We start from the raw sequence: 21,218 nt of genomic DNA, 5'->3' as shown, positions 1-21,218 counted from the left end.
TATGTAACTGCAATATTGTCGCCACGAACGGGGAGCGGGTCATCCCGAGGCCGGAGTGCGCTTCAAAGAATTATCCTATGCCAATGATCGCGATCCACGCCTGAAGCGCTGGTTGATCCGCTCGATCGAGGGGCTGTCGGGCCGCGACCGCTATGTCAGGCTCTACGATATCTGGCGCAGCGACATTATCGGCAAGTGCGACCGCGTGTTCGCCAGGACACTCGATCTCATCGACGTTGAGGTCGAGGTCAAGGGCAGCTGGCCGCTCGAACCTATTCCAGCCGAGCCGATCGTCATCGTCGCCAACCACCCGTTCGGGATCGGCGACGGCATCGCCGTGCTGGCGCTTGCCGAACAGCTCGGCCGTCCCTTCAAGGTGCTGATCCATAACGACCTCTTGAAGGTGCCGGAGATGGAGCCCTATTCGCTGCCGATCTCCTTCGAGGAGACCAAGGAGGCGATGGCCATCAACATGAAGAGCCGGCACGAGGCGGTGCGGCTGCTCAAGGAAGGTACCACCATTATCGTCTTTCCGGCGGGCGGGGTTGCGACCGCCAAGCGAGGCTTCGGTCGCGCCGAGGACCTGCCGTGGAAGATGTTTCCGGCAAAGCTCATCCAGGCGACGCGCGCCAGCGTGCTGCCGATCTATTTCGAGGGCCAGAACGGCCGGCTGTTCCATCTGGCGAGCCGGGTGTCGATGACGCTGCGGCTGTCGCTGCTGATCGGCGAGTTCCGCCGGCTGTCCGGCAGCACGATCACGGCGCATGTCGGCGAGGTGTTGACCTGGGAGGCGCTGAGCTGCGGCGGCGACCGCAAGGGGCTGCTCGCCCGTCTGTATGAGGCCGTGTTCTCGATGGCTCCGCCGAAGCGCGCCTTTCAAACGTCTCGGTCGAGCCGAAGCCGCTCGCGGTAAAAGTCAATCGAGGCTGGCGCCGTCGCCGCCCTGCGGCACGAGCTGTTCGTAGGAGGGCAGCGGCGCCACCGGGGCTGGCTGGATGCCTGGCGGCGGCGGTGTGCCCACCGGCACCTGCTGCACCGTGCGGGCGGCATCCAGTGGCTGCTGCGGCTGCTGGTCCTTCATCAGAACCTCGACATCGGTGTTCCTGCCGGCGACGACGGTGAAATCGCGCTGGTAGATCTTGTCCTTATTGCGGGCGACGGCGGAATATCCGCCTTCGGCGAGAACCATGGTCGGGAAGGCGCTGACGCTTTCGCCGACGCTGTCGCCGGCGGCCGTCAGGATCGACCATGCGGTATCGGCGATCGCCTCGCCGCCGGCGTCGGAGACCAGCTTGAAGGTGATCTGCGCGGCACGATGCTGGATCGTCGCCTCGGTCAGCTTGCCGGCCTCGACCTGGATATCGGCGCGGATCACGGCGTTGACGTTGCCATATTCGGAAACGATGTGATAGGTGCCGGCATTGAGGCGGACGACGGTATTCGGCGAGACATCGGCCATGACAAGGCCGCGCTCGCCGTCGTCGCGCACTTCCGAGGAATATATCGAGAAGCTCAACTGGTCGGGGCGGATGCGGGAATCGGTGCCGGAGACGGCATTGAGCAGCAGGCCGCCCGCATCGAGCACCATCACCTGTTTTTCGACCTCGCCTTCGGCGGGCACGGTCAGTTTCTTGGTGACGCCGGCGCGGCCGAAAGAGACGTTGACGAAATAATCGCCGGCAGCGAGCTGGAAGGCGGCAGGTCCGCCCTTGGCGCTGGCGATCAACGGCAGCTTGCCGTCGGATCCGGCGATCGGGCTGAAGACATACCAGGAGAGGCCTTCCTCAATCGGTGTGCCATCCGCCGTCAGCTTGGCTTCCATCGGGACGTCGCGCAGCTTGACCCCTTCGGGCACCGTCCCGGGCGCGATGAAGGCATCGAGCTTCGGCATCTTCGGCGTCGATTCAAGCTGTTTGAATTCCTTGAAGGCATCCTGAGCGCCGGCGCCGAGGGGCATCAATACCATCAGGGCAATGGCAAGGCCGATGCGTGCAAAAGGCAAAATGCCAAACATCTGTTTCGTGAACCGATTGACTTCTGAAATAGCAAAGGTCACTTCAAGACCAACGCGATGGCAAATTCAAGACCCACCCTTTGCAGCAGCATAAAAATGAGAGTTTCTCCCGTATGAAATCCGATATCAAGCTGATCGACTACCTCGCCGTGCGCCGCTCCATCCCCGCTTTCCAGATGTGTGAACCAGGCCCCGAGAAGGCCGAGATCGAGGAGATCCTGCGTCTTGCCTCGCGTGTTCCCGATCACGGCAAGATTGCGCCCTGGCGCTTCATCGTCTATCGCGGAGAACAGCGCGTGCGTCTCGGCGAGGAGCTTCTGGCGCTGGCGCTTCAGACAAAGCCCGATCTTTCCGAAGAGATGATCCAGGTCGAGCGCAGCCGTTTTACCCGCGCGCCCGTGGTGGTCGCCGTCGTCAGCAAGGCGGGGCCGCATATCAAGATCCCGGAATGGGAGCAGCTGATGTCGGCAGGCGCGCTTTGCTTCAACGTCATCCTCGCCGCCAACGCCAATGGTTATGTCGCCAACTGGCTGACGGAGTGGTTCGCCTATGACGAGCGCGCCTATCCACTGCTAGGCGTCGGGCCTGATGAAAAAGTGGCGGGCTTCATCCATATCGGTTCGACGACATTTCCGGCAATCGAGCGGCCGCGGCCGGAGCTTGCCGATACCGTGACCTGGGTCGGCGGAGACGACTGATGTTCTACACCACCGACAGCAACCGACACGGGCTCGCGCATGATCCTTTCAAGGCGATCGTGTCGCCGCGCCCGATCGGCTGGATCGGCAGCAAGGGCAGGGACGGATCGATCAATCTGGCGCCCTATTCCTTCTTCAATGCCGTTGCCGACCGGCCGAAGCTGGTGATGTTCTCTTCCGCCGGGCGCAAGCACAGCCAGCGCAATGCGGCCGAGACCGGCGTCTTCACCTGCAATTTCGTCAGCCGCGATCTTGCCGAGAAGATGAACCTCTCCTCGGCGGCGCTGCCCTACGGCGACAGCGAATTCGACTTCGCCGGGCTGACGGCGAAGCCGGCCGAATTGATCGACGCGCCCTATGTCGGCGAGGCTTTCGCAGTGCTCGAATGCAGGGTGACCGAGATCATCGAGCCGAAAACGCTGTCGGATGAACCATCCGAAAACGTCCTCGTCTTCGGCGAAGTGGTCGGCATCCGCATCGACGAAGCGATCGTCAGGGACGGCCGCCTCGACATGTCGATCGCCCGACCTTTGGCCCGCATGGGCTACATGGATTACAGCGAAGGCAGCGATGTTTTCGAGATGATCCGGCCGAAGCCGCCGCAGGGCTAAGCGGGGCGTCAACCGCAAAGGCGCATAAAGACTTAAGAAATATGGTGAACCAATCTTAAACCTTTTGCCGCTACGGTCGCAGCAGTGAATGGAGCGCGAGGGAATCGCGTTCAAGTGCTGGGGCGCGCCGCGTGATCGTAGAAGCTTTCCTTCGTTGGGTCGAAACGGCCAAAACAGGCGACCGGGCCCGGGCCGCAAATGCTCTCGGGCGCGCCTATCTGCAGTCCGAAATGTCTACCGACGAGCGGGCGGCGGCCGAAATGGCGATGACTTTTCTTCTCGACGATCCGTCGCCGCGCGTGCGGCTTGCGCTTGCCGAGGCGATCGCCTGGTCGCCCGATGCGCCGCGCAACCTTATCCTTTCGCTTGCCGAAGACCAGCCCGAGGTCGCCTGCCACGCGGTGACCTGCTCACCGCTTTTGAGTGACGCCGATCTCGTTGACCTTGCCGCGCGCGGCAATGGCGCCACCCGCATGCTGATCGCCGCCCGAGCGCATGTGACGCGGCCGGTCTCCGCCGCCCTTGCCGAGGTCGGCGATGAGGAAGAACTGCTCTGCCTGCTCGAGAATGACGGCGCGGTGATCTCCAGCCTATCATTGAAACGCATCGCCGAACGGCTCGGCGACTGCTGCGATATTCGCAATCTGCTTCTCGACCGCTGCGATCTTCCCGCCGATGCCCGGCAACTGCTCACCCAGCATGTCAGCAATGCGCTGGTCGGCCTGCCGCTGGCGCAGGCGGCGATCGGCCTGCAGCGGCTTCAGCGCATCAGCCGCGAGGCGACCGAGGCTGCCATCGTTTCGATCGCCGGCGATATCGTCCCGCGCGAGATACCCGACCTCGTCCAGCATCTGCGCGTCAACGGCCGGCTGACGCCGTCCTTCCTGATGCATGCGCTCTGCGCCGGCAAAGTGGATTTCTTCGCCGGCGCGATCGTCGATCTGACGGGCTGTGGCGAGCGCCGCGTGCGCTCGATCCTGGCAACCGGGCGCATGCATGCCGTGCGCGCGCTCTATGAGTCCGCCGGCTTGCCGCGGGATATCAGCGTGATCTTCGTCGAAGCGACGATGCTTTGGCGCGACGCCGCCAGAAAAGCGCCGGGCAGCGTGCTCGGCAATGTCTGCGGCCGTCTTCTCGAAAAATTCCGCCATCACGACGCGCATGGCGCGATCGGCGAGTTGCTCGACATGGTGGAAAAGCTGCACGTTAATGAGCAGCGACAATCGGCCCGCGTCTATGCGGCGCTTGCGGCCGCCTAGCCCGAAATTAGTTATCGCCCGATTCGTGAATCTCATCCCGCAGATCGGCGGCGAGGATTTGCGCGCGTTGTAGCCGATCACGCTGGAAGTCGTCATTCAATTGCATTACATTGCATCTTGTTCAAGGAGGCCGACATGGCGTCAAACGCACTCGTTCAAACTCGCATAGATGCTGCGGTCAAGGATCGCGCCACGGCTGTTCTGGAAAACATGGGCCTGACCGTCTCGGATGTCGTCCGTATTCTGTTGACCCGCACCGCGAATGAGGGAGTTCTTCCCCTGGAGCTTATCAGCAACAGTGACGCTTACGATGCGTGGTTTCGCGGGAAAGTCCTGGAAGCTCTCCATGACACGCGACCGGACGTTGAAGATACCGAGGTCGAGACCGGTTTTGAGAAGAGGCGCGCGGCGGCACTTCGGAAGAGCCAGGTGGCTCGATCGTGAGGCTTGTCTGGGCGAGGTACGCCTTATCCGACCGAGAGAATATTTTCACATATATTGAGATCGAGAATCCGAGGGCGGCGGTCCATGTTGACCAGAAAATCGTTCTTGCTGTTCGCCGCCTCGTCGAATTCCCGGAAAGCGGAAGGCCGGGAAGAATTGCGGGCACACGGGAGCTGGTAATCCCAAGCACGCCTTACATCGCCGCGTATGCGGTGCATGAAGACCGAATCCGTATTCTTCGCGTCCTCCACGGCGCCCAGATTTGGCCTGACGCCATACCAGCCGATTGAATTTTCTATCACATTAAAAGAAGCAGGGCCTTCTTTATGCGTCAAGTGCGCGGCCGCCTAGTCAGCCAGCCGCGTCACCACCCATGAATAGCTGGCGGAGACGAAGTGCACCGGTTTGGTCAGTGTGTCCTTGACACTTCTGCCCGAGGGCAGGTGGGCGCGGACCTGTCCGGCGATGCCTTCAGCAAAACCGGCAATCCTTCCTGCGGGCTGGGGCGCTGCGACAGCGATCTCGGGCGCGGCGGCAGGCACGGGCGCCGGTTTCGGCGGCTCGGCGGCAGCGATGGCTTTCGGCGCCTCGCACACCGCGATCACCGAGGGATAGTTGACATTCACATAGGTCTTCAGCCGTCGTTCGGCTTCGGCATCGCAGGCGGCAACGGTTTCCCAGCGTTTATCGACCGTCGCGACATAATTGCACTGGCTGATGGAATCGTCGCAGCCGAGAATGGTCATCGCGATCAGCACCGCTTGCATATTCTGCTTCCTTGATTATTGAGCACCTCATCGTCTTAGAGGGCGCAATTCCAACCGAATGAAGGCAAGGACATTAACTCTTCGTCATATCGGGGAAAATTTTGTCCCGCGCCGGCAGAGGGAGCCAACATGTCCGTCACCATCGCTCTTGAACCGCCACGCCAGGAGGGCGTCATCCGGCTTCTCGATCTCTCCGATGCCTATGCACAATCGCTCTATCCGGCTGAAAGCAACCATCTGGTCGACCTTTCCGTGCTGGAAAAGCCTTCGGTGAGCTTTCTGGTCGCGCGCAATGGCGATGCGATCGTCGGCTGCTGCGCGCTGGTCGAGGCCGGGGACGGCACGGCGGAGATCAAGCGCATGTTCGTCGATCCCGAGGCGAGGGGGCTGAGGATCGCCAGCGGCCTGATGAATGCGCTCGAAGCGATCGCAAGAGAAAAGGGGCTGACGGCGATCCGGCTCGAAACCGGCATCTACCAGCCCGAGGCGATCGCTCTCTACCGCAAATACGGATACCGGGAAATCGAGCCCTTCGGCAGCTATCTGCCGGACCCGCTCAGCCTGTTCATGGAAAAGCGGCTGGGGTAGCCGGTCTGCGACGCCATGTTCAGCCTTCGGCGACGCGCGGCATGGTTTTCGGCGAACCGGGGACCGGCGGCGGCGCCTGTTCGTCGATGATGATCTGCGGTCCGGTTTCGCTCTTGTCGGCGTTGCGGGCCTCATGGATCCATTCGCGCCAGATGGCGACGATCAGCGCCATCAGCACCGGGCCGATGAAGAGGCCGAGGAAACCCATCGTCTTGACGCCGCCGACGAGGCCGAAGAAGGTCGGCAGGAAGGGCAGCTTGATCGGACCGCCAACGAGCTTCGGCCGCAGCGTCTTGTCGACGATGAAGAGCTCGACAGTCCCCCAGACGAAAAGACTGATGCCGGCGACATGCGAGCCGCTCGCCAGCAGATAGATGGAGACCAGCGTGAAGGAGAGCGGCGCACCGCCCGGTATCAGCGCCATCACGCCGGTCAGCACGCCGAGCGTCACCGGCGACGGCACGCCGGCGATCCAGTAGGCAAGGCCGAGCACGATGCCTTCACCGATCGCGATCAGCGTCATGCCCATGACGGTGGAGCTGATCGTCGCCGGCACGACGCGGGAAATGCGCTCCCAGCGGTTCGGCAGGATGCGCTCGCCCAGCATGTCGATCTGCTTGGAGAAGGAGAAGCCGTCGCGATAGACGAAGAACAGCGCGATCAGCATGAAGAGCAGCGTCAGCAGCAGGTGAAAGGCGCCGCCGCCGGCCGCCAGCACGGCACGGTATATGTTGCCGATATTGGCGCCGCTGACCGCCTGGATGACCTCGCCGAGCGCGCCGGGACTGCCGATATATTTTGTCCAGACTTCATCGAGATAGGCGCCCGCCCAGGGCAGCGCGACGATCCAGTTGGGTGTGGGGGCGCCGGCGCGGTTGGCATGGATTGCCCAGGCGACCCAGCTGCGAACTTCGCCCGTCGTATAGGTCACCGCAAGCCCGATCGGGATGACCAGGAAGGTGATGATCAGGATGATGGCGATGGTCGCGGCGATCGTCGTATTGCCGCCGACGCGGGCAAGAAGCTTGCGGTAGAGCGGCCAGCTGGCAAAGCCGATGACGAGGGCTGCGAGCACCGGCACGAGGAAGCCGTAGAAGAAATAGACGCCGGCAGCGACGACCAGGACCAGCAGCCAGCGCGCCGCCGAAATGGAGGGAATCAGCGGCGTGCGCGTCTGCGCCGACGATCCGAGCCATCGCGGTTCATGATTGCTTTTCTGACGGTCGAACACACCCACGCGCGCCTCTTCTTTTTCTTGTACTCTGGTTATGGGCCATGATCCCGACGGTTTCAAGGTCGGCACCGTGAAAGCGTATACAAAGCGTGCCTATTCGACCTTCAGACCCGGGCGTCTTACTGCTGCGGGCGGTTGAGAACCTTGAAGGCATAGAATTGCGTCTTCTGGCTAGCCGAGAAATTATTGTCGGAGCCGAGAATGAGAACATCGGAGCCGTCCTTGGCCTTGCCGAGCGACATGGCCTCGATATTGTCGGGAACGAGGCCGATCGCCCTCAAATCGAGGACCTGGCTCTTGCGGACGGGGACGACGCGCTGGTCGTTCTTGGAGAGCGAAGCGATGGCGGATACATCGGTGGCATCAGTCAGATCCATCATCATGATCTTGATGTTGTTGCCGAAGCCCTGGGCATAGCTGCGTTCGACTGCGAGCAGGCGGTGATCGTCGAGGGCAAGAATCTCGGACATGCCGTTGTCATTGCCGCCGTCGGCCTTGGTGGCGGCCTGCGGGATCGGCGAGACCGGATAGGCGTATTGAGCTTTCGGCTCACCGGTGGCGCCGTCATAGCGGACAATGCGCGACAGGCTGCCTGATGTCAGCGAGGATTTCGGACCATCCTGGTAAAGGGCGGCTTCGACACCGACGAAAACATCGCCGGAGAGCGCGATGGCAAGATCTTCGAAGGCGAGGTTGTCACGGATGCCGGTCGACTTGTCCGCGGTCGGCGCAAAGCCCTCCGGAAGCTTGAATTCGCGGACGAAGGAACCGTCCGGCGCAGCAACGCGGACGAAGGGCGCCAGCAGTGCCTTGCCGTCGCCTTCGCTGCCCCAATAGATGCCGTCCTTGCCGAGGCGGATCGATTCCGGATCGACGGTCCGGGCAGCGAAGGGCTCGCCGTTCTTGTCCTTCAGCGTTACCTGCTTGACGACCGAAACGCCCTTGAGGCCCGACGCGTCGAGATCGACGTCGAGTTCATAGAAACGGGCGGGGCCTCTTTCCGAGCGGTCGTCGCTGATGGCGATATAGTGGCCGGTGGCCGTATCGAAATCGAGGCCGGAAATGCCGCCGAATTCGACGCCGTTTTCCATATGACCAGTCGGGATGACGAATTCACCGAGATAGGAGAGCGAGATGCCGGCGGCGCAATCGCCAAAGGGGCAGGCGGTCTCGAAGGTGGCGCCGATATCGGTGGCCCCAATATCTGTGGTGCTGGCGGTGATGGTGCTGGACAGGAGAACGAAAGCGGCAGCCGCGAGAAAACGCTTGGTCATGACAAATATCCGGCAAGGGTTGAAAACGGTTCGACCGGCGCCAATGCTCCCTGGGGGAGGCGCGCCGACCGCTTCATGCGCCGGTTGTTTGACGGAGTTGTTACGGTTCTTCGTCAGTTCCGTGAAATCGTGAGTGCTAAAATGCGGCGCGCCGAACCCGTGTCTATCCGACCGTTCGGCGCGCTCGATGGTATATTCTAGATATCGAGGTTTTCGGCGAAGGCAGCGCGATCCTGGATGAAGCGGAAGCGGGCTTCCGGTTTGGTGCCCATCAGATCGTCGACGGCGGCGCGCGTGCCTTCGAAATCCACCTCGTCGATCAGCACCTTGAGCAGGGTGCGCTTGGACGGATCCATGGTGGTTTCCTTGAGCTGGGCGGGCATCATTTCGCCGAGGCCTTTGAAGCGGCTGATCTCGACCTTGGCCTTGCCCTTGAACTCCGTCTGCATCAGCTCGGCGCGATGATTGTCGTCGCGGGCATAGGCGGATTTCGAGCCTTGGGTGATCTTGTAAAGCGGCGGCACGGCAAGGAAGAGATGGCCGCCGCGCACCAGCTCCGGCATCTCCTGATAGAAGAAGGTGATGAGCAGCGAGGCGATGTGGGCGCCGTCGACGTCGGCATCGGTCATGACGATGATGCGTTCGTAGCGCAGGTCCTCGTCGCGGTATTTCGAGCGGGTGCCGCAGCCGAGCGCCTGGACGAGATCGGCGAGCTGCTGGTTGGCGCCGAGTTTTTCGCGGCCGGCGCTGGCAACGTTGAGGATCTTGCCGCGCAGCGGCAGAATTGCCTGGTTGGCGCGGTTGCGCGCCTGCTTGGCCGAACCGCCTGCCGAATCACCCTCGACGATGAAGAGTTCGGCGCCCTCTGCAGTGTTCTGCGAGCAGTCGGCGAGCTTGCCGGGCAGGCGCAATTTGCGCACCGCGCTCTTGCGGTTGACTTCCTTTTCCTTGCGGCGGCGCAGGCGCTCCTCGGCGCGCTCGATCACCCAGTCGAGCAGCTTGGCCGACTCGTTCGGATTGTCGGCAAGGTAATGGTCGAAGGGATCGCGCAGTGCGTTCTCGACGATGCGCTGGGCCTCGACGGTCGCAAGCTTGTCTTTGGTCTGGCCGACGAATTCCGGCTCGCGAATGAAGACCGACAGCATGCCGACGGCCGAAATCATCACGTCGTCGGTGGTGATCTGCGCGGCGCGCTTGTTCTGCGTCAGCTCGGCATAGGCCTTCAGGCCCTTGGTCAGTGCGATGCGGAGGCCGGCTTCATGCGTGCCGCCTTCGGGCGTCGGGATGGTGTTGCAATAGGAATGCACCTGCGGATCGCCGCCATACCAGGTGATCGCCCATTCCATCGAGCCGTGGCCGCTGGTCTTCTCGGTCTTGCCGGCAAAGATCTCGCGGGTGACGGTAAACTCCTTGCCCATCGTCGCCTGGAGATAGTCCTTCAGGCCGCCGGGGAAGTGGAAAACGGCCTTGTCAGGGACCTCGGAACCTTCGGGCAGCACGCCCGCCTCGCAGCTCCAGCGGATCTCGACCCCGCCGAACAGATAGGCTTTCGAGCGCGCCATGCGGAAGACGCGGGCGGCATCGAACTTCATGTGATCCCCAAAGATCTGGGGGTCGGGATGGAAGCGCACGCGGGTGCCGCGGCGATTGTGGACGTCGCCCAACTCTTCGAGACCGCCCTGCGGCAGGCCGCGGGAGAAACGCTGGCGGTAGAGCTTCCGGTTTCGCGCCACCTCGACCTCGAGGTCGTCGGAGAGCGCGTTGACGACCGAAACGCCGACGCCGTGCAGGCCGCCCGAGGTCTCATAGGCCTTGCCGTCGAATTTACCGCCGGCATGCAGCTTGGTCATGATGACTTCGAGCGTCGACTTGCCCGGCACCTGCGGATGGTTCTCGACCGGGATGCCGCGGCCGTTGTCGGAGACGGTGAGATAACCCTCGAGGTCGAGATAGACCTCGATGAAATTGGCATGCCCGGCGACCGCCTCGTCCATCGCATTGTCGATGACTTCGGCAAAGAGGTGGTGCAGCGCCTTTTCATCGGTGCCGCCGATATACATGCCCGGGCGCATGCGCACCGGCTCGAGGCCTTCGAGGACGCGGATCGACGAGGCGCCGTAATCATCGGAGTTCGAGGCAGCGGGCGCCGGGCGTGCGGAGGCTCCGGCAGCCGGGGGTGCTGCCGCTGCGGCGGGCGCAGCCGTCACCGGCGGCCGTTCGGCGGGCGCCGCAGGCTTCTGCGCCTCCTCGCGTTTTTCAGAGAGGGGCATTCCGGAAAAGAGGTCATTGCTATCGTCCATGGAGCCGTTCAGATCTTCATCCTGTCTTAGGTCGGGCTTGGGCGGGCATCCGCCGCCGACCCAAAATCACCGCATTTCATGCCACGTTTGCGAATCAGGCAGATTTTGCCAGAAAGCACCTCTATACGCGACACCGCCTGATTTGGCGGGCTTTTCCCAAATGATTTGCGTTGCCGGGCGCAGAATGGCAAGCGGTGGCGGGCTTCAGGAACCATCCGAATGCGAATGTCCACAAGTCATTGCACCATCATCACCGCAATTGCGGCGTTTTTCTTATCCGCGGCCATCCTGTCCGCTGTTGGTCCGGCAGAGGCGGCCGACGCTTTGCCGCCGTTCAAGGACGATCTGTTTTCCAAGCAGTCCGTCTTGCAGACAGGTGACGGCGGCGCCTTCGAGGTCATCGGCTATGACGAGATGCGCGATATCAACGGCCGCGACCAGATCCCGCAAAAGCGGGTGCAGCAGAAATATGTGGCGCTCGGCATCCGCAAGGCGCAGGCAGACGAGACGCTGTCTCTCGACGGCATCAAGCTCGATGTCACCAGGGTGGGACCGGTCGGGAATGCCGCCTTTACGGTGATTTTCATCCATGGGCGCGATGGCGACCGGCGGCTCGGGGCCAACGACTACAGCTTCGGCGGCAATTTCAACCGCCTCAAGAACCTCGTCGCCGGCAATGGCGGAGTTTATTATTCACCGACGGTCAGGAGTTTCGACAGCAGTGGGGTTGCGGCGATCGCCGGCCTCATCCGCTATGCCAACGCGCAATCGCCCGGCCGGCCGATCATCCTTTCCTGCGCCTCGATGGGCAGCCAGGTCTGCTGGGGGATTGCGCGCGATGGTGATAGCGTCAGGCGGCTGACGGGCATGCTTGTTATGAGCGGGGTCACCGATCCCGATTTCACCAGAAGCGCCTTCTACAAGGTGAAGCTGCCGCTCTGGTTCGCCCATGGCAGCCGCGACCCGGTCTATGCCGCCGCTAACCAGCAGGCGCTGTTCGAAAGCCTGCACAAGGCAAACTATCCGGCCCGTTTCACGCTGTTTCAGACCGGCAATCACGGGACGCCGATCCGGATGATCGACTGGCGTAAGGTGTTGAACTGGATTCTGGCTGCTTAGCGGACGATTTTCGGCAGAAATATGCGCGGGATTGCAGAGATTCCCCTTACGTCAAGGGCATGATGCTTTTCTTTGCTGCAAGCTTTTGATATTGCCCAAGGCATAAGCAGATTGTGGAAGGCCGGCATGACCCCTGACGTGCGCCCGCTTGTGGCGGGAAATTGGAAAATGAATGGCATGCGTGCCTCCCTGGATCAGATCAAGACGATCGCCGAGGGTGTTCGCCCGCCGCTGGCCGACAAGGTCGAAGCGCTGATCTGCCCGCCGGCGACGCTGCTCTATGTGGCGACGGCGCTGTGCACCGACAGCCCGCTGGCGATCGGCGCGCAGGACTGCCATCAGAACCCATCAGGTGCCCATACCGGCGACATCTCGGCCGAGATGATTGCCGATTGTTTCGGCACCTATGTTATCGTCGGCCATTCCGAGCGGCGCACCGACCATGCCGAAACGGATCATCTGGTGCGCGCCAAGGCGGAGGCTGCCTTCGCCGCAGGGCTGACCGCGATCATCTGCATCGGCGAGACGGCGGATGAACGCCGGACAGGCCAGGCGCTCGACGTCATCAAGCGCCAGCTTTCCGCCTCGGTTCCGGACGGCGCCACCGCTGAGAGCACGGTCATCGCCTACGAGCCGATCTGGGCGATCGGCACCGGCGTGACGCCGACATCAGGTGATGTCGAAAAGGCGCATGCCTTCATGCGGGCAGAGCTTGCGGCCCGCTTCGGCGATGAAGGCCGCAAGATGCGTCTTCTCTATGGCGGCTCGGTCAAGCCGGCCAATGCCCATGAGCTGATGGGCATTGCCAATGTCGACGGCGCGCTGATCGGCGGAGCGAGCTTGAAAGCGGCCGACTTCCTCGCCATCTACCGGGCCTATGAAGCGCTGCTCGCCTGAGGCATTTTTTATTCCTGGGTTTATTCCCGGGTTTATTCCGGGCCGAAGGGCTTGGAATAGATGAAAGCCTCATGTAAAGAGCCGCCAGAATTCTTAACTTTGTCCGTCTCCAGGCGGGCAGGACTGGACCCATGCAGACCGTATTGATTGTCATCCATCTCATGATCGTGCTCGCCCTTGTCGGCGTCGTGCTCATCCAGCGCTCGGAAGGCGGCGGCCTCGGTATCGGCGGCGGTTCCGGCTTCATGTCGGCCCGCGGCACGGCCAATGCGCTGACGCGCACGACCGCGATCCTTGCGACCCTGTTTTTCCTGACTTCGCTCGGCCTCGGCATCCTGACGCGTTACGAGGGCCGTCCGAGCGACATTCTCGACCGCATTCCGGCAACAGGCGGCCAGGGCAACGGTATTCTCGATTCGCTCGGCGGCGCGCAGGCTCCGGCAACCCCGCCGGCCGGCAACGGCGTTCCGAGCAGCGGCGCGGCAGCACCCGCACCGCAGGCTCCCGCCGCTCAAGCTCCAGCAACTGGGGCGCCGGCAACTGGCACTCAGGCCCCGGCGGCCACCGCGCCTTCAACGACCGCTCCGGCAACGACTGCCCCGGCAACGCCCGCAGCTCCGGCCGCGCCGGCACCAGCACCGGCTCAGCCCTCCGGCGTCCCGACGGGACAGTAAACCGGTCTTCGACATAAACCGCCGGCAGGCCCTCGGGTCTGCCGGTTTTCTTTTGTTCAGATTCCTGCGCCACGCATCGAAAGTTCTGGAAAAGAATTTTTGGGCTGGTGGAATCGTTTTTGAAAAGGTATCCGGTGAATCCCATGGCGCGATACGTATTCATCACTGGCGGCGTGGTTTCCTCTCTCGGAAAAGGAATTGCGGCCGCGGCTCTCGGAGCGTTGCTGCAGGCCCGTGGATATCGGGTTCGGCTTCGCAAGCTCGACCCCTATCTGAACGTGGATCCGGGCACGATGAGCCCGACCCAGCACGGCGAGGTCTTCGTCACCGACGACGGGGCGGAAACCGATCTCGATCTCGGTCACTACGAACGCTTCACGGGGCGCTCGGCGACCAAGACCGACAACATCACCACCGGCCGCATCTACAAGAACATCATCGACAAAGAACGGCGCGGCGACTATCTCGGCGCGACGGTGCAGGTCATTCCGCACGTCACCAACGAGATCAAGGATTTCGTCACCGAGGGTAATGGCGACTACGACTTCGTCATCTGCGAGATCGGTGGCACGGTCGGCGACATCGAAGCGATGCCGTTCATGGAGGCGATCCGCCAGCTCGGCAACGACCTGCCGCGCGGCACCGCCGTCTACGTTCACCTGACGCTCATGCCCTATATTCCGGCGGCCGGCGAGCTCAAGACCAAGCCGACGCAGCATTCGGTGAAGGAACTGCAGGCGCTCGGCATTCATCCCGATATCCTGCTGGTGCGGGCCGACCGCGAAATTCCGGAAGCCGAACGCCGCAAGCTGTCGCTGTTCTGCAACGTTCGCCCGTCCGCCGTTATCCAGGCGCTCGACGTCGCCAACATCTATGACGTGCCGATAGCCTACCACAAGGAAGGCCTCGACGACGAAGTGCTCGCGGCCTTCGGTATCGAGCCGGCGCCGAAGCCGAGGCTCGACCCGTGGGAAGAGGTCTGCAACCGCATCCGCACGCCGGAGGGCGAGGTGACGATCGCGATCGTCGGCAAATATACCGGCCTCAAGGATGCCTATAAGTCGCTGATCGAGGCGCTGCATCACGGCGGCATCGCCAATCGCGTCAAGGTCAATCTTGAATGGATCGAGTCGGAAGTCTTCGAAAAGGAAGATCCGGCGCCCTATCTCGAAAAGGTGCACGGCATCCTCGTGCCCGGCGGCTTCGGTGAACGCGGTTCGGAAGGCAAGATCCACGCTGCCCGCTTTGCCCGCGAGCGCAAGGTGCCGTATTTCGGCATCTGCTTCGGTATGCAGATGGCGGTCATCGAGGCGGCGCGCAATCTCGCCGACGTGTCCGGTGCCTCCTCGACCGAATTCGGTCCGACGAAAGAGCCGGTAGTCGGCCTGATGACCGAATGGGTCAAGGGCAACGAGTTGCAGAAGCGCACGGCAGCCGGGGATCTCGGCGGCACGATGCGCCTCGGCGCCTACAAGGCGGCGCTGAAGAAGGGCACGAAGATCTCGGATATCTACGGTTCCACCGATATTTCCGAGCGTCACCGCCACCGCTACGAGGTCAATGTCGACTACAAGGACCGGCTCGAAAACTGCGGCCTCGTCTTCTCCGGCATGTCACCGGACGGCGTGCTACCGGAGACGATCGAATATCCCGATCATCCCTGGTTCATCGGCGTACAGTACCACCCGGAACTGAAGAGCCGACCGCTCGACCCGCATCCGCTGTTTGCCAGCTTCATCGAAGCGGCGACGGAACAGAGCCGTCTCGTCTGACGACTGACAGCACCAGATCGCGAGGATAGAGCATTTCCGTTTTCTTCGAATCACGGAAATGCTCTATCTCTTTGTTTTCATGCAATTCCGGACGCAAAACCGCTGCACACTTTTGCTGGAATTGCTCTGGGCGCGATCTGGATAACATCCATGCCTGCGCTAACTTGCCGGCATGACCTCTTCACGCAGCACGACCGTCTCACGCTTCATCGCGGCACCACGCGAGCGCATCTACCGCGCCTTCCTCGATGCTGACGCGGTCGCCACCTGGCTTCCGCCTGATACGATGAAGGGCATCGTCCATGCCTTCGAGGGCAGGGAAGGCGGCGCCTTCAGCATGTCGCTCGTCTATCCCGACGACGAGACATCGCAGTCGGGCAAGACCTCCGACAAGACCGACAAGTTCCAGGGCCGCTTTGCCAAGCTCGTGCCGGACGAAAGCATCGTCTGGGCAACGATCTTCGATTCCGACGATGAAGGCTTTTCCGGCGAGATGACCGTCAGCACGATGTTGTCGCCTGCGGATGGAGGCACCGATGTTGCGATGGTCTGTGACAATATTCCGTCCGGGATCCGCCTCGAAGACAATGAGGAAGGGTGTCGCTCGACGCTCGACAAGCTTGCCGCTTTCGTCGGCGGCTGAGGATCGACGGCAGGAATATAGCCCTGCCGCCGAATTCAATCTTCACGCAGCCGCCGGCAGCGGCCCGATATAGACCGAGCGTGGCCGGATCAACCGGCCGTCGAGCGCCTGTTCGCGCGCATGCGCCAGCCATCCGACGGTGCGGCCGATCGCGAAGACGCCTGTGAAGGCCCCGCGGGGAAAGCCGAGCGCTTCGAGCAGCAGCGCGGTATAAAATTCGACATTGACGTCAAGCGGCCGGTTCGGCTTGCGCGCCTTCAGGATCGCCAATGCAGCGGTCTCCACGGCTTCCGCCAAGGCGCCACGGGCGTTGTTTACCTGTCCGGTTGATATCAGCGGCTTCAGCGCACCCTTCAGCGCATCGGCGCGCGGATCGCGGACGCGATAGATACGGTGGCCGAAGCCCATCAACCTGTCGCCGCGATCAAGCGCTTCACCGAGCCAGTGGCCGGCATTCTCCGTGGTTCCGATCGCATCTAGCATGTCGAGTACAGGACCGGGCGCGCCGCCATGCAGCGGCCCTTTCAGCGCGCTCAGTGCAGCGAGCACGGACGAAGTGAGGCCCGCCTGCGTCGAGGCGATGACGCGCGATGCGAAGGTCGAGGCATTGAGGCCATGGTCCGATATCGTCACGAGATAGGTATCGAGTGCCGCTGTCTGCTCCCTGGTCGGCAATTTTCCGGTCAGCATGCGCAGGATATCGGCCGCCTGCGACAGCGAGGCGTCGGGCGCGATCGGTCTTTTGCCGCGTTGCTTGCGAAGGATCGCCGGCAGGAAAACTGCGGGCGCTGCCAGAAGGCTGAGCGCGGTATCGAAATCCTCGCCGTCGGGCAGCCGGGCAATCAGCGCCCGCATCGCATCAACAGGAGGCAAAGCGAGCAGGGCGGCGTCAGCGGCCTTGATATGGTCGAAAACCCTCGTTCGCGCCTGCGCCAGCCAGGCGCGCAATTCCGCTTCGTCGAAGCTCTTTTCCATCAGCCCATCGAGCAACAGGGCGGCGACGCCTTCATAGGTGCCGTCTGCAACCAGATGATCCAGCGATACGCCGCGGATGACCAGTCGTCCCGCTTCGCCATCGACATCCGAAAGCTGCGTTTCGGCAGCAATGACATCTTCCAAGCCGTTTTTCATGTTGTTTTCTCCTTTACGACCGGGATGATCGAACCTAGTCTCATTGACGTCAATCTTGATGCAATTGATCAATGTGAGGTTCCGATGTCGTGGCTGACTGCCGAGGAGGCGTTGCGGGCGCTGAAGACCAAGCCGCAGACGCTCTACGCCAATGTCAGTCGCGGGCGCATCCGCGCCAAGGCGGATCCCGCCGACCCGCGCCGCAGCCTGTATCAAGCTACCGACGTACAGCGGCTTGCCGAACGCCATGCCGGCCGCCGCAAGACCGAAACGGTCGCCGCCGAGGCGATCCGCTGGGGCGATCCGGTTCTGTCGTCGGCAATCTCCACCATCATCGGCGGACGGCTTTTCTATCGTGGAAAAGATACGGCCGGTTTCGCGGAAGTCGCGACGCTCGAGCAGACGGCGACACTGCTCTGGAACGACGCGGAAACACTCTCTGGGGGCAACGAGACCCGCCAGGCCTCTCCGTCGCTTCAGGCGGCATTCCAGGCGCTGGCAGGGCGGGTGACATCGGATCTGCCGTCGCTCGGCCGCTCGCAGGCAGCACTTCGCCGTGAAGCAAGCCGGGTTCTTTGCACGGTCGCCGATGCGTTGGCGCCGGGGCCTTCCGACCGGCCGCTGCATCTCAGGCTTGCGGCAAGCTGGCAGCGGCCGAATGCCGCCGATTGTCTGCGCCGCGCGCTGGTGCTGCTTGCCGATCACGAACTCAACGCCTCGACCTTTGCGGCGCGGGTCACGGCATCGGCGGGTGCAGCCCTTTCGGCCGCCGTGCTGTCCGGTCTGGCGACGCTGACAGGGCCGTTGCATGGTGCCGCCTGGCAAGGCGTCGACGCCTTGATCGAGACCGCTTCCGCCCTTGGGGCGGAGCAGGCGATCCGCCGTACGCTTGCCCAGGGCAATCGCCTTTCGGCCTTCGGCCATCCGCTCTATCCCGATGGCGATGCCAGGGCCTTGGCGCTGCTTTCGCACTTCCCGCTGCCGCCGCAATTTGCCGAAGTCCGGGAAGTGGGCGAGGAGATGGTCGGCGAGAAGGTCAACGTCGATTTTGCGCTTGCCGCAATGGGCGCCGCCTTCGATCTCCCGAGGGAGGCGCCGATCATCATTTTCTCGCTTGCCCGTTCAGTCGGTTGGCTTGCCCATGCAATGGAACAGATCGACAGCGGTGAATTGATTCGGCCGCGGGCGCGTTATACCGGACCGGCGCCTGAAACGGATAGTAGAGCGTAAGAATTTCGCAGGCGATTGCGCCGATTTGCTTTTTTTGCCTAGGGAAATATTTGAATTCGGCTATCATGCCTCAGATCGAGGAAGACAGTTGGGAAGAAGACGGTTGGCGGGCGCTTTCGAAAAGACCTGTCCGCACGGTCAAGGGGACTTTCCATGAATACGATGCTTCGCAACCTTTTTGCCGCCGCACTCGCTGCCGGCCTCATTCCGCATGGGGCGGCCTTTGCGCAGTCTGCCGGCTGCACGGTATCGCGTGATGCCGGCGCCCGCCAGGTGCTCAGTTGTCCCGGCGGCGTCACTGTGACGGCAGAGGCCGGCGCGGCCTACAGCCTCGTCGACCGCAACCGTGACGGCAGTCCCGATTCGGCATCGCTGCGCCGCAAGGCCATTCTCGTCGATGTCGATGACACCCAGCAAGCCGGCGGTTTCCAGGTCGTGACGCCGCAGGCGATCGCGGCCGTGCGCGGCACCCAATGGGCTGTCGATGTCGCAGGCGGTCAGACCTCGGTGCTGGTCGTCAGAGGCAGCGTCGCGGTTCGCCGGCCGGCCGGCGAGCCGGTGGTGCTGTCGCCGGGCGAGGGCGTCGACGTTACTGCCGGAACAGAACCCCTCGTCGTGCGTCGCTGGCCGGCGCCGCGCGCCGCTGCCCTTCTTGCCCGTCTCGGCCAATAAGTCCCATGAATCATCGCCTGCTGACAGTGATCGCGCTGCTGCTCGCCGGTCTTTGGGGAGCTGCGCTCGGCTATGTCAATCTCAATGCCGGAAGCGGCCTTCTCGACCGGATGGAGGCCTCGCTTGCCGATATCCGCAGCGCCATCGTCGGGGCGAAGACACCGCCTCCCGTCGTCTCGATCGTCGCGATCGACGACCGTACCGCTAGGGCACACGGCTATCCGCTCGATCGGGCGACACTTGCGCGCCTCGCCAACGTGATCACCGCGTTGAAGCCGAAAGCCCTGGCGATCGATATTCTGCTGGTCGATCCGGGGCCGGAGGCGGGTGATGCGGCGCTGACTGCCGCTCTTCGCCAGGGGCCAAGCGTGATTGCGGCCGCAGCCACTTTTGCGCAAAGCAGCCAGCGGGTCACCGATGCGGCCGAAGATCCGTTTGCCGCCATCCCGGAGGCAAACCAGCTGCTGTTGCCACTCCCCCGCTTTGCCGAGGCCGCCGCGGTCGGCATCGTCAACGTCGCAACCGACCAGACCGGCACGCCGCGCTTTATTCCGTTAATCTCGCGTGCCGCAGACCGGCTGGATCCGGCTTTTCCGTTGCGTGCCGCGTCGGTGGCGCTCGGCGTCGATCCTACGATCGAACGCGACGCCATCATGCTCGGAAAGCTGCGTATTCCCACAGATATCGGCCAGCGTCTGCCGGTGACCTTCTATGGCCGGCACGGCAGCATCGCCACCTTCAGCGCCGCCGATGCGCTTGATGGCAAGCTTTCGGCGGATGCGGTGGCAGGCCGCATCGTCGTCATCGGTTCGACTGTCACCGGCGGCGGCGACGTCTTCCCGACGCCGTTCGATCCCGTCATGCCCGGCGTCGAGGTGATGTCGACGGCGATCACCCATCTCGTCACCGGCGACGGCATGGTGCGCGACCGCAGGATGCGGCTGATCGATGCAGCCACCGCCATCGGACTGCCGATCGTGCTCGTGTCGCTGGTCGCCTGGCGGCGGAGTGCGGCAGGCTATGTCATTATCGTGCTGACGCTGATCGTCTGGGCGATGCTCAATCTGTCGGCCTTCGCACATGGCTACTGGCTGAGTGCGGCGCTGCCGATCGCCGCGGCGCTGCCGCCGGCGTTGGCTTATGGCGCGGCCGAACTCTGGCTCGACCGCGGCCGCGCCCGCCATTATGCCGAGCAAAGCGCGCGCCTGCAGCGCATCGAGGCACCTGGCCTCGGCGAGTGGCTGGCGCGCGATCCGAATTTCCTCGCCGCGCCAGTGCGCCAGAATGCCGCTGTCATCTTCATCGATCTCTCGGGCTTCACCGGCCTCAGCGAAAATGTCGGGCCGGTGGCGGTGAGCGAGATGTTGAGCGGCTTCTTCGAATTGGTCGACGAGGAGGCGCGCGCCCATGGCGGCGCCATCACCAGCTTCATGGGCGACGGGGCAATGATCCTGTTCGGCCTGCCGGAGCCTGCCGATGACGATGCCGCCCGAGCCGCCGCTTGCGCAGTCAGTCTGTGCGAGCGCACAAGGGCCTGGCTTCAAGCGCATGCGGGCTTTGCCCAAAAGAAGATCGGCTTCAAGGTCGGCGCCCATTGCGGCCCGATCGTCGCCTCGCGATTGGGCACCGGCGACCGGCAGCAGATTACCGCGGCGGGCGACACCATCAATGTCGGCAGCCGGCTGATGGAGGTGGCCGCCCGCCATGGCGTCGAATTGGCGCTGAGCGCCGAAATCGTTCGCGCTGCAGGTCCCGACAGCGTGCTCGCGCAGTCCGGCCGGATGGAGGGACCGTTGGAAACGGCGCTGCGCGGCCGGGCAAGTCGCATCGACGCCTGGCTGTGGCGTAGCCGCACGCTTTGACAATCGCCGCGGGAGCGGCTAGGAACGGC

Annotated in this window: 21 protein-coding genes; 15 read left to right on the top strand and 6 right to left on the bottom strand. The window is 63.0% G+C overall.

Translation table 11 applies throughout. The annotated features are described in order from the left end of the window. The first annotated feature begins 55 nt into the window (after positions 1–55). Positions 56–913 (top strand): lysophospholipid acyltransferase family protein, encoded by an 858-nt coding sequence (locus tag V8P77_RS26520; protein ID WP_335914991.1) that lies wholly within the window; start codon positions 56–58, stop codon positions 911–913. A gap of 3 nt (positions 914–916) precedes the next feature. Here V8P77_RS26520 and V8P77_RS26515 read toward each other — a convergent pair whose 3' ends face one another. Continuing rightward, positions 917–2,014, bottom strand: a complete 1,098-nt coding sequence (locus tag V8P77_RS26515; RefSeq protein ID WP_335914990.1) for an RgsD C-terminal domain-containing protein — start codon at positions 2,012–2,014, stop codon at positions 917–919. 113 nt (positions 2,015–2,127) lie between these two features. On the opposite strand from V8P77_RS26515, the gene V8P77_RS26510 reads away from it, so the two are divergent. The 5 genes from V8P77_RS26510 to V8P77_RS26490 all read left to right on the top strand — a co-directional run bounded on the left by V8P77_RS26510 (position 2,128) and on the right by V8P77_RS26490 (position 5,316). Further along, positions 2,128–2,712 carry a nitroreductase family protein gene (locus tag V8P77_RS26510; RefSeq protein WP_335914989.1) on the top strand — a complete coding sequence of 195 codons (585 nt, stop codon included), beginning with the start codon at positions 2,128–2,130 and terminating at the stop codon, positions 2,710–2,712. Next, complete coding sequence (locus V8P77_RS26505; RefSeq protein WP_335914988.1) at positions 2,712–3,323, top strand: flavin reductase family protein; 612 nt, start codon at positions 2,712–2,714, stop codon at positions 3,321–3,323. Before V8P77_RS26510 ends, V8P77_RS26505 begins: the two co-directional genes overlap by 1 nt. A gap of 131 nt (positions 3,324–3,454) precedes the next feature. Further along, positions 3,455–4,582 carry a DUF2336 domain-containing protein gene (locus V8P77_RS26500; protein WP_335914987.1) on the top strand — a complete coding sequence of 376 codons (1,128 nt, stop codon included), beginning with the start codon at positions 3,455–3,457 and terminating at the stop codon, positions 4,580–4,582. 135 nt (positions 4,583–4,717) lie between these two features. Continuing rightward, complete coding sequence (locus V8P77_RS26495; RefSeq protein WP_335914986.1) at positions 4,718–5,026, top strand: type II toxin-antitoxin system RelB/DinJ family antitoxin; 309 nt, start codon at positions 4,718–4,720, stop codon at positions 5,024–5,026. Next, positions 5,023–5,316 (top strand): type II toxin-antitoxin system RelE/ParE family toxin, encoded by a 294-nt coding sequence (locus V8P77_RS26490; protein WP_335914984.1) that lies wholly within the window; start codon positions 5,023–5,025, stop codon positions 5,314–5,316. Before V8P77_RS26495 ends, V8P77_RS26490 begins: the two co-directional genes overlap by 4 nt. 57 nt (positions 5,317–5,373) lie before the next feature. Here V8P77_RS26490 and V8P77_RS26485 read toward each other — a convergent pair whose 3' ends face one another. After that, positions 5,374–5,793, bottom strand: coding sequence for a hypothetical protein (locus V8P77_RS26485; protein ID WP_335914982.1), 420 nt, complete (start codon positions 5,791–5,793; stop codon positions 5,374–5,376). Positions 5,794–5,922: 129 nt separating this feature from the next. On the opposite strand from V8P77_RS26485, the gene V8P77_RS26480 reads away from it, so the two are divergent. Next, on the top strand, positions 5,923–6,381 hold the full coding sequence (locus V8P77_RS26480; protein WP_335914981.1) for a GNAT family N-acetyltransferase: 459 nt from the start codon (positions 5,923–5,925) through the stop codon (positions 6,379–6,381). A 19-nt stretch (positions 6,382–6,400) separates the two neighbouring features. On the opposite strand, the gene V8P77_RS26475 is transcribed toward V8P77_RS26480, so the two are convergent. From V8P77_RS26475 to parE, 3 genes are all read right to left on the bottom strand, one after another. Next, positions 6,401–7,618, bottom strand: a complete 1,218-nt coding sequence (locus tag V8P77_RS26475) for an AI-2E family transporter (RefSeq protein WP_335914979.1) — start codon at positions 7,616–7,618, stop codon at positions 6,401–6,403. Positions 7,619–7,734: 116 nt separating this feature from the next. Next, complete coding sequence (locus V8P77_RS26470) at positions 7,735–8,889, bottom strand: esterase-like activity of phytase family protein (protein WP_335914978.1); 1,155 nt, start codon at positions 8,887–8,889, stop codon at positions 7,735–7,737. Between the two features lie 197 nt (positions 8,890–9,086). After that, positions 9,087–11,189, bottom strand: a complete 2,103-nt coding sequence (gene parE / locus V8P77_RS26465; RefSeq protein WP_335914976.1) for a DNA topoisomerase IV subunit B — start codon at positions 11,187–11,189, stop codon at positions 9,087–9,089. Positions 11,190–11,408: 219 nt separating this feature from the next. On the opposite strand from parE, the gene V8P77_RS26460 reads away from it, so the two are divergent. From V8P77_RS26460 to V8P77_RS26440, 5 genes are all read left to right on the top strand, one after another. Further along, positions 11,409–12,308, top strand: coding sequence for an alpha/beta hydrolase (locus V8P77_RS26460; RefSeq protein WP_335914974.1), 900 nt, complete (start codon positions 11,409–11,411; stop codon positions 12,306–12,308). A gap of 126 nt (positions 12,309–12,434) precedes the next feature. Next, a complete protein-coding gene (gene tpiA / locus V8P77_RS26455; protein ID WP_132609359.1) occupies positions 12,435–13,205 on the top strand; it encodes a triose-phosphate isomerase in 771 nt (256 codons plus the stop codon). Positions 13,206–13,336: 131 nt separating this feature from the next. Next, positions 13,337–13,879 (top strand): preprotein translocase subunit SecG, encoded by a 543-nt coding sequence (secG, locus tag V8P77_RS26450; RefSeq protein WP_335914969.1) that lies wholly within the window; start codon positions 13,337–13,339, stop codon positions 13,877–13,879. Positions 13,880–14,022: 143 nt separating this feature from the next. Next, complete coding sequence (gene pyrG / locus V8P77_RS26445; protein WP_335914967.1) at positions 14,023–15,651, top strand: CTP synthase; 1,629 nt, start codon at positions 14,023–14,025, stop codon at positions 15,649–15,651. 172 nt (positions 15,652–15,823) lie between these two features. Further along, positions 15,824–16,294, top strand: a complete 471-nt coding sequence (locus V8P77_RS26440) for an SRPBCC family protein (protein WP_335914965.1) — start codon at positions 15,824–15,826, stop codon at positions 16,292–16,294. 42 nt (positions 16,295–16,336) lie between these two features. Here V8P77_RS26440 and V8P77_RS26435 read toward each other — a convergent pair whose 3' ends face one another. Next, positions 16,337–17,425 carry a citrate synthase/methylcitrate synthase gene (locus V8P77_RS26435; RefSeq protein ID WP_335914963.1) on the bottom strand — a complete coding sequence of 363 codons (1,089 nt, stop codon included), beginning with the start codon at positions 17,423–17,425 and terminating at the stop codon, positions 16,337–16,339. An 84-nt stretch (positions 17,426–17,509) separates the two neighbouring features. Here V8P77_RS26435 and V8P77_RS26430 point away from each other — a divergent pair, with 84 nt between their 5' ends. The 3 genes from V8P77_RS26430 to V8P77_RS26420 all read left to right on the top strand — a co-directional run bounded on the left by V8P77_RS26430 (position 17,510) and on the right by V8P77_RS26420 (position 21,189). Further along, positions 17,510–18,655 (top strand): citrate synthase, encoded by a 1,146-nt coding sequence (locus V8P77_RS26430; RefSeq protein WP_335914961.1) that lies wholly within the window; start codon positions 17,510–17,512, stop codon positions 18,653–18,655. A 153-nt stretch (positions 18,656–18,808) separates the two neighbouring features. Further along, positions 18,809–19,327, top strand: coding sequence for a FecR domain-containing protein (locus V8P77_RS26425; protein WP_335914959.1), 519 nt, complete (start codon positions 18,809–18,811; stop codon positions 19,325–19,327). A 5-nt stretch (positions 19,328–19,332) separates the two neighbouring features. Continuing rightward, positions 19,333–21,189 carry a CHASE2 domain-containing protein gene (locus V8P77_RS26420; protein WP_335914958.1) on the top strand — a complete coding sequence of 619 codons (1,857 nt, stop codon included), beginning with the start codon at positions 19,333–19,335 and terminating at the stop codon, positions 21,187–21,189. Positions 21,190–21,218: the final 29 nt, after the last annotated feature.

It is taken from the genome of Rhizobium aouanii (assembly GCF_037002925.1).
Taxonomy (GTDB): domain Bacteria; phylum Pseudomonadota; class Alphaproteobacteria; order Rhizobiales; family Rhizobiaceae; genus Rhizobium; species Rhizobium aouanii.
This window is presented reverse-complemented; position numbering and strand designations above follow the sequence as displayed.